General features: G+C 62.3%; 4 protein-coding genes and 2 pseudogenes. 3 read left to right on the top strand and 3 right to left on the bottom strand.

Annotation, left to right across the window (positions count from 1 at the left end; translation table 11 throughout):
* Nucleotides 1-195: 195 nt before the first annotated feature.
* Both ACF08N_RS37535 and ACF08N_RS37540 read right to left on the bottom strand, forming a co-directional pair.
* Nucleotides 196-601: pseudogene (locus ACF08N_RS37535) on the bottom strand (universal stress protein).
* 1 nt (nucleotide 602) lies between these two features.
* Complete coding sequence (locus tag ACF08N_RS37540; protein ID WP_392329195.1) at nucleotides 603-2,096, bottom strand: APC family permease; 1,494 nt, start codon at nucleotides 2,094-2,096, stop codon at nucleotides 603-605.
* A 1,097-nt stretch (nucleotides 2,097-3,193) separates the two neighbouring features.
* Here ACF08N_RS37540 and sph point away from each other — a divergent pair.
* Complete coding sequence (gene sph, locus ACF08N_RS37545) at nucleotides 3,194-4,093, top strand: sphingomyelin phosphodiesterase (protein ID WP_392329196.1); 900 nt, start codon at nucleotides 3,194-3,196, stop codon at nucleotides 4,091-4,093.
* Between the two features lie 118 nt (nucleotides 4,094-4,211).
* On the opposite strand, the gene ACF08N_RS37550 is transcribed toward sph, so the two are convergent.
* Nucleotides 4,212-5,603, bottom strand: a complete 1,392-nt coding sequence (locus ACF08N_RS37550) for a PhoH family protein (RefSeq protein WP_392329197.1) — start codon at nucleotides 5,601-5,603, stop codon at nucleotides 4,212-4,214.
* Nucleotides 5,604-5,877: 274 nt separating this feature from the next.
* On the opposite strand from ACF08N_RS37550, the pseudogene ACF08N_RS37555 reads away from it, so the two are divergent.
* Together ACF08N_RS37555 and ACF08N_RS37560 are read left to right on the top strand one after the other, a co-directional pair.
* Nucleotides 5,878-6,330: pseudogene (locus ACF08N_RS37555) on the top strand (IS5/IS1182 family transposase); the annotation flags it as partial.
* A gap of 222 nt (nucleotides 6,331-6,552) precedes the next feature.
* Nucleotides 6,553-6,864, top strand: coding sequence for a transposase (locus ACF08N_RS37560; protein WP_392329198.1), 312 nt, complete (start codon nucleotides 6,553-6,555; stop codon nucleotides 6,862-6,864).
* Nucleotides 6,865-6,879: the final 15 nt, after the last annotated feature.

Here is a 6,879-nt window from a genome sequence, read left to right on the forward strand (position 1 = left end):
AACCAGATACGAGAAGACCGCCACCTCGTACGAGGCAGCAGTCACACTCGCGGCGCTCCTGCTCTGGGCAAGATCCGTTTGAAGACGGACCCTAGCACGCCATGTGGTACAAGGACTCATGGGCCGTGCGGGTGTGATCGCACTGCTCCGGACGCCGGCGGAAGACAACTGCTGACAGAGGGCCCGAGGCACGGGTCAGCCGTCCGTCGGCACACAGAGCACCGGGAAGTTCGAGAAATACAGAAGTTTGTGTGGTGTTGAACCTAACAGTGCGCCGCGCATCGGGCTCTCCGCCCAGTTGCCGACCACGATCACTCTTGCCTGGTGACGTGGTGCAGCCTCGATTAGCGCCTGTGCAGGCCTGTCCTCAATGATCTCAACGGTCGCCGGTACCCAGCTGCATCGCATGCTCGGACAGCGTGGTCGAGAGCAGCGCGCCCGGGCCTGGCGTATGGCGTCGTAATGAGCTTGTACGCCTCGCCTGGACTGCCCGGGGCTAGACGAGTACCAGCGGCTCCCCGAAGGCAGCCGACATCTCGATTGCGACGTTCAGGGCGCGTGTTGCGCCCGGAGACTCGTCGTATCCCATCACGACTGACATCTCACAACTCCTTGCCGTGGACAAGGCTGGGGTCGGCCAGGCCAGGGCGTTCCCGCCAGAAGGTGCCCGACATCAGGCGACATACGGCCATTACCGCCAGGCCGGTGACAGTGATGCCGATGCCGATGACCAGCGGGGGGCCAAGACCGAACCATGAAACGCCACTATATGAATTTTTGGGGTCAGACATATCGATGATTGATTCCATGAGTAGCCACGTCAATAGAGCGGAACCGGCGACAGGACCAACGCCAATAAACAGGAAGTTACGGCTGCTCTCGGTCAGGTGACGGCGATAGTAGACCGCACAGGCAATTCCTGTAAGGGCGTAATAGAACGCGATAAGCAGCGACAGGGCCGTCAGTGAATCAAAAAGGGCATTGGTGCTGATCTGATTGACCGCTACATACCAGGCGATAGCGACGCCGGCCACCCACCATGTGCTCACATTCGGCGTCCGGAATCGTGGATGAATGTGCGAGAATTGCCGAGGAAGAGCATGGCGGCGCGCCATTGAGAGAACAGTGCGGGACGCGGGAATGATCGTGGTCTGGGTTGAGGCCAGAGCAGACGTAGAGACCGCAAGCAGGACAACCCAGTCCCAGCTCCCCATTACCTCGCTGGCGAGTAGAGCGAAGATGAACTCCTCCTCTTCGGAGTTCTCGGCCAGGAAGGAAGTTCCGGCATAGGCGACGACCGCAAAGCCTACGGACAAGTACGTCGTCAGAAGCGCGACCGTAGACCAGATTCCTGCCTTTCCCGGAGCGGAGGCAGGGTCCTCTACCTCCTCAGTGAGGTTGACCGCCGACTCCCACCCCCAGTAGATGAATATGCCCAGCAGCAACCCCCCAGTCAGGGCTGCTCCTCCGGCCCCGAGCGGATTCAGCCATTCGAACGACGGGCGCGCAGCTGAAAGCGTGCTCGTACCTGTGTACACGCGGTAGAGTGCCACCGCAGCAAACGTGAGCAGGAGTATGACCTGCGCGAGGATAAGAATATTCTGCAGCTTGGCTGAAGCCTCAGTTCCGATCACGCACACTGCTGTCATCGCGAGGATAATAAGGACCGCCAGCGCCTGGCGCACCAGGTCGTTCTCAGCCCAGCTGTCTAGGCCAATGGCAAGCAGGCCAAAGCTCACGGCGACGTCGGCGAGCGATCCGATGACTAGAACGCCAGTCATTGCGATTGCCCAGCCACCGAGCCAGCCGACCCAGGGACCCATTGCCCGCGTGACCCACGAGAAGGTTGTTCCGCAGTCCTGGTCGACCCTATTGAGGTAAAAGAAAGCTGAAGCGATAAGCAGCATCGGTACGAATGATGCCAATATCACGCCTGGGGCGTAAATCCCCACCAGTGTCACGATCGGACCGATCGATGCCGCCAGCGAGTAGGCTGGAGACGTTGAATTGAGGCCGATGACGAGAGCATCGATGAAGCCGATTGCATTCGCTTTGAGGGCGTTAGGCTGGCGTATTTCCGCGATGCTGTCTGTCATTTTCTCTCACTCGCCATTAGGGAAACCGGGAATGCCGGTCATCTGGGATTAAATCAGAATTGGCGGTGAGTGGATGAGTATTTACTGCTCAAAGCGGAACGTACTCGTCCTGGTCCGGCCGTGTGCAAGTAATTCGGACTGCCTGTGCGATGGGGTCGAGGAGGGCGTTAGGAGAGCTTGTCAAGGACCGTCTGGGCCGATGTGGGGACGACCTGGCTGCCCGCGGGCGCTGCTGCCCTGCCAGGCTCACTCAGGCGCAATCCGGGAACTCGCTGCTGGCCCGAGTTCACCAAGGTGAACGGCGTGCGCAGACTCAGGTTCCCGCGGGCTGTTCTCGAACTGCTCGGAGAAGCCGGTGGCCGGCTCGAGGGAAGATGTCCCCTCGGCCGTCCGCGACACCAGCGAACTGCGGGTGACGCTGCTCGCGGCCGCCGTGCTCCTCCTGCCAGGCGGAGAATCGCCGACCTCCTGGTAGATCGCCGGGTCGCCCTAGTCCACAAGACTAACGCCCATGGTTAGCGGGGGTGGAGAAGCAACTGCCACAGAAGGTCCGTGGCAAGAAGGGCAGCTGTGGTATTGGTACTGCGCTTTCGTCTCAAGGCTCTCGCGCAGCAAAGCAGTGTCTGCTCAGATGCGATCTGGCCGAAGTGCAGGCTGGCAGGGGAAGTGTGTGACGGGCCGGCCGCGGGACGGCTGGTTGTCACTGCAACGGATAGGCCTGGCCAGACAGGACTCGGTGTGGAGATATCCGGCCGCCCTCTTTCTGAGAGCCAGTGGCTGAGTCACTGCACAACTGTTGCCTCAAGACGCTTGCGTGCTTCATCCTGCTACCTCTGCGCATGACCAGGGAGGCGGCCCCTGTAAACGGAGGTTCTTCCCGCTCTGCTCCCGTTGATCAGGAGGCCACTGTGCTATTCGCGCGCCGGACGCCAGAGCTCCACCGACCCGCCAACCTCGGACTGCGACGCGTGTCGAAGCTTCGACGTCTGCACATGTACCGCAATGCGGGCATTGCGGCGGGGACAGCTGTTTTGCTGCTTGGAATGACTGGCCCTGTCTCTGCGCTGCCACCGGCGCGCGGGTCACTCGGATCTGCCGTGGCCAGCGAATTCCCTACTGTGCTGACGCACAACCTTATGCTGCTTCCCAGCGGTATCACCGATTGGGAGCCCGACCGGCGTGCCAGCATCGCGGCGGAGGCCGGCTATTTGCAGCCAAACGGCATACTCGTTCTCACGGAGTTGTTCGACAATTCGGCAACTGACGAATACCTTTTCCCTCTGCTGGCGTCCCATCACCCCTACCGCACGCCCGTGATCGGCAGAAGCTCCTCTGGATGGGATCGGACAACCGGAGGCTACTATGGGACCCCCCTCGAGGATGGTGGAGTCGTCATCGCCAGTAAGTGGCCCATCCGCCACAGGGCACAGCACATTTATGGCGGCGGGTGTGGCGCGGACTACTGGGCAGCCAAGGGGTTCGCCTACGCGGTCATCGATGCTGCAGGTAAGCGTATCCATGTCGTGGGAACGCACCTGCAGGCGGACGATCCTGGGTGCTCTGGAGGGGAAGCGGCGTGGATACGAGCGAATCAGCTTAATTCCATCGCCGGCTACCTTGCTCAACGATCGATTCCCTCCGGCGAAGCAGTTGTCATCGCCGGTGACTTTAATATCCCGAAGGCAAGCAGCGAGTACATCGGATTGCTGGATCGCTTGCGGGTCAACTCGCCTCAAGGGTCAAATGATATGACGCCGAGCTATGATCCTTCCACTAATTCGGTAGCCAATTACCGTGATCGCCGCGGCGTGCCAGTCCAGCTAGACTATGTTTTTTTGCGAAAGGGGAACTTAACTCCAGAGGGTGGCTGGATAAACCACACGCTAGACATTCACTCTCGAAGCTATCTCATGCGAGAGCAAGTTTTTCGGGACTTTTCCGACCATTACCCTGTCAGTGCAGGTGGTGCGGGAAAGCTCACTCGCCGCATGCCCTGAGTCGAGTTTCCTTGCTTTAACCGTAAGGTCGTGGCGTCGTCGTCCGCCATGAACCTTACGTTACAGTGGCTGCGCCAATAGTGCTTGCGCCGTCATTTCAAGGAACCAGCCCCGTGGCCTACGGCTTCTCAAGGAGTTGCGTCACCAGCGCTGCAATCGCAGAACGCTCGGAACGCCTAAGCGTGACGTGGGCGAACAGCGGGTGCCCCTTGAGCTTCTCGATCACGGTGACAACTCCGTCGTGCTTACCGACCCGCAAGTTGTCGCGCTGGGCGACATCATGGGTGAGAACAACACGAGACCCTTGTCCGATCCGTGACAGAACTGTCAACAGCACATTCCGCTCCAATGACTGTGCTTCGTCCACGATGACGAACACGTCGTGCAGGGAGCGTCCCCGGATATGTGTCAGCGGCAGCACTTCGAGCAGGTTCCGCGAAAGGATCTCCTCGGTCACCTCAGGGCTGGCCACCGAACTGAGAGTGTCGAGTACTGCCTGCGCCCATGGGCTCATCTTGTCGGCCTCAACCCCCGGAAGGTAACCAAGGTCCTGCCCCCCTACTGCGTACAGGGGCCGGAATACCATGACCTTGCGGTGCTGTTTCCTCTCCAGTACTGACTCCAGCCCCGCGCAGAGGGCCAGAGCCGACTTCCCGGTCCCAGCGCTGCCTCCGAGCGAGACGATGCCGATCTCCTGGTCCAGCAGCAGGTCCAGAGCCACCCGCTGCTCAGCACTGCGGCCCCGTAGCCCGAACGCCTCCCGATCGCCGCGGACCAGCCTGACGCGGCGGTCAGCCGTGACCCGGCCAAGTGCACGGCCGCAAGGAGAGCTGAGAACGAGACCTGTATTTGCGGGCAGTCCCAGAGCGCAATCGGCCTCCACCACCCCGTGACTGAAGAGGTGATCGATCTGCTCAGCAGGGACTGAAACGTCCGCCATCCCGCTCCATCCAGTGGCCGGTGCCGCTTCGCCTCGGTACTCCTCGGCGCAAAGCCCCATAGAACTGGCCTTGATGCGCAGCGGCAGATCTTTCGAGACGACGCAGACGTCGTACCCTTCAGCCTGCAAGTTGCGGGCAACAGCGAGGATTCGGCTGTCGTTGTCGCCGAGACGATAGCTGGCCGGCAGCGCAGTGACCTCGCTGTGGTTGAGCTCAACCCGGAGGGTGCCGCCCAGACGCCCCATGGGTATGGGCTCGTCGAGGCGACCCCACTGGACCCGAAGGCCATCAAGCAACCGAAGCGCATCCCTGGCGAAGTAGCCAAGCTCTGGATGGTCTCGCTTGGCCTCCAGCTCACTGACCACCACCACCGGCAGGACTACCTCGTGCTCGCCGAACCGAGCCATGGCCAGGGGGTCTGCCAGAAGGATGCTGGTATCGAGGACGTAGGTACGCCGGTCACCTTTCCTCGCCCGCGCCGGGCGGTCGAAGTCACCGGTCAGGAGGTCTTGGGATGTCAAAGGCTGCTCCCAGTCCAGTGCAGCCCTGTCAAGGAACTGCCGCGACATGCCAGGGCCACGACCGTTGAGGCTCGCCGCGGGCCGCGCCGGAACGAGGCCAGAGGAAGGGAATCTCTGCTTCGTGATGGAAGAACTGCTATGCCGGAATGAATCATCGCAATCACGACTTCAGGAGGGTGCGGTTTGGATCTCAGCACCATCAGCCCACTGCACGAGCCCGGCCACGCACATGAGTAGTCGGTGCTTCATGTCTGCTCGCGAAGCTGCGCGCCTTCGCTGGCAGTAGGCAAGCGCAGCGGTCCTGTCTGGGCTGTCGCGGCACGTATCGGTGGACTCCACCGTCTGCCAGGCTTACCAGCACGCGGCCGGGGCAAGGAAATGGGGCGCCCGGCCGGTCCGAACCCGACGATCACGCACTCGGACGCTCCCGCGGTGGTTTGAGCACCAAGGTCCACTTGGCCAGTGACAGCAAGGCACGGCGCCTGGCCGTCCGTGTCACCCCGGGCCAGGCCGGTGATGGGCCGGCTTCGAGACGATCACGACCCGCCCGGATCAGGGTCCCGCGCCGCGCACCGGACTCGGGAGACCACGAACCCGACCGGACGTCGTCCTTGCGGATCGGGTGATTTCCTCCCGCGCAATCCGCGGGCGTCTTCGCCGACGAGGTATCCGGGCCGTCATCCTGCAGCCCGTCGACCAGATCGGACACCGCCTCCGGCGAGGCCGGACAGGAGGCCGCCCACCCAGACCGGCAATCCGGTACTGCGCGAACCGGGCCCACCCCCCGGCCCACCGCCTGAGGCGTGGAACCGAGCCGGGCCGCCAACATCGCTGTTCGAAGCACCCGCAGCACAGGCCAGGACGATCCGACACCGCAACGCCCACGCCTGAGGCATGGAACGATACGCCGCACCCGCCTCTTGTGAGCTGATCCGGATCTTGTAGCGGCCCTGAAGCCAGGCAGGATCGCCTCGGCAGATGGGAGAACACAGGTCCGATGCCTGTGCCACGGGAGTACCCCGACGGGCTGCGCGAGCGAGCCGTCCGCGAAGTCCAGACCTCCGGTCGTCCAATCGCCCAAGTGGCCCGTGACTTGGGCATGCGCAAGGAGGCTCTGCGTCAGTGGGTCTGCCAGGCCGAGGCGGACCAGGGCGATCGGCCGGATCTGCTGACCACTGCCGAGCGGGCCGAGCTGGCCCAACTTCGCAAGAAGATAGCCGAGTTGCGTTGGGCGAGCGAGATCCTGAAGGCCGCCTCGGTGTTTTTCGCGAAGGAGCTCGACCAGCCCTGCACGAGGCCGACGCGGTGATCAACCACCTCCGCG

Origin of the sequence: Streptomyces sp. NPDC015127, assembly GCF_043080095.1 — a bacterium.
GTDB lineage: Bacteria > Actinomycetota > Actinomycetes > Streptomycetales > Streptomycetaceae > Streptomyces.

Excerpts from the sequence above, each read along its gene's own strand:
- ACF08N_RS37550 (WP_392329197.1), bottom strand. The coding sequence starts at position 5,603 with ATGTCGCGGCAGTTCCTTGACAGGGCTGCACTGGACTGGGAGCAGCCT.
- ACF08N_RS37560 (WP_392329198.1), top strand. The coding sequence starts at position 6,553 with ATGCCTGTGCCACGGGAGTACCCCGACGGGCTGCGCGAGCGAGCCGTC.
- ACF08N_RS37540 (WP_392329195.1), bottom strand. The coding sequence starts at position 2,096 with ATGACAGACAGCATCGCGGAAATACGCCAGCCTAACGCCCTCAAAGCG.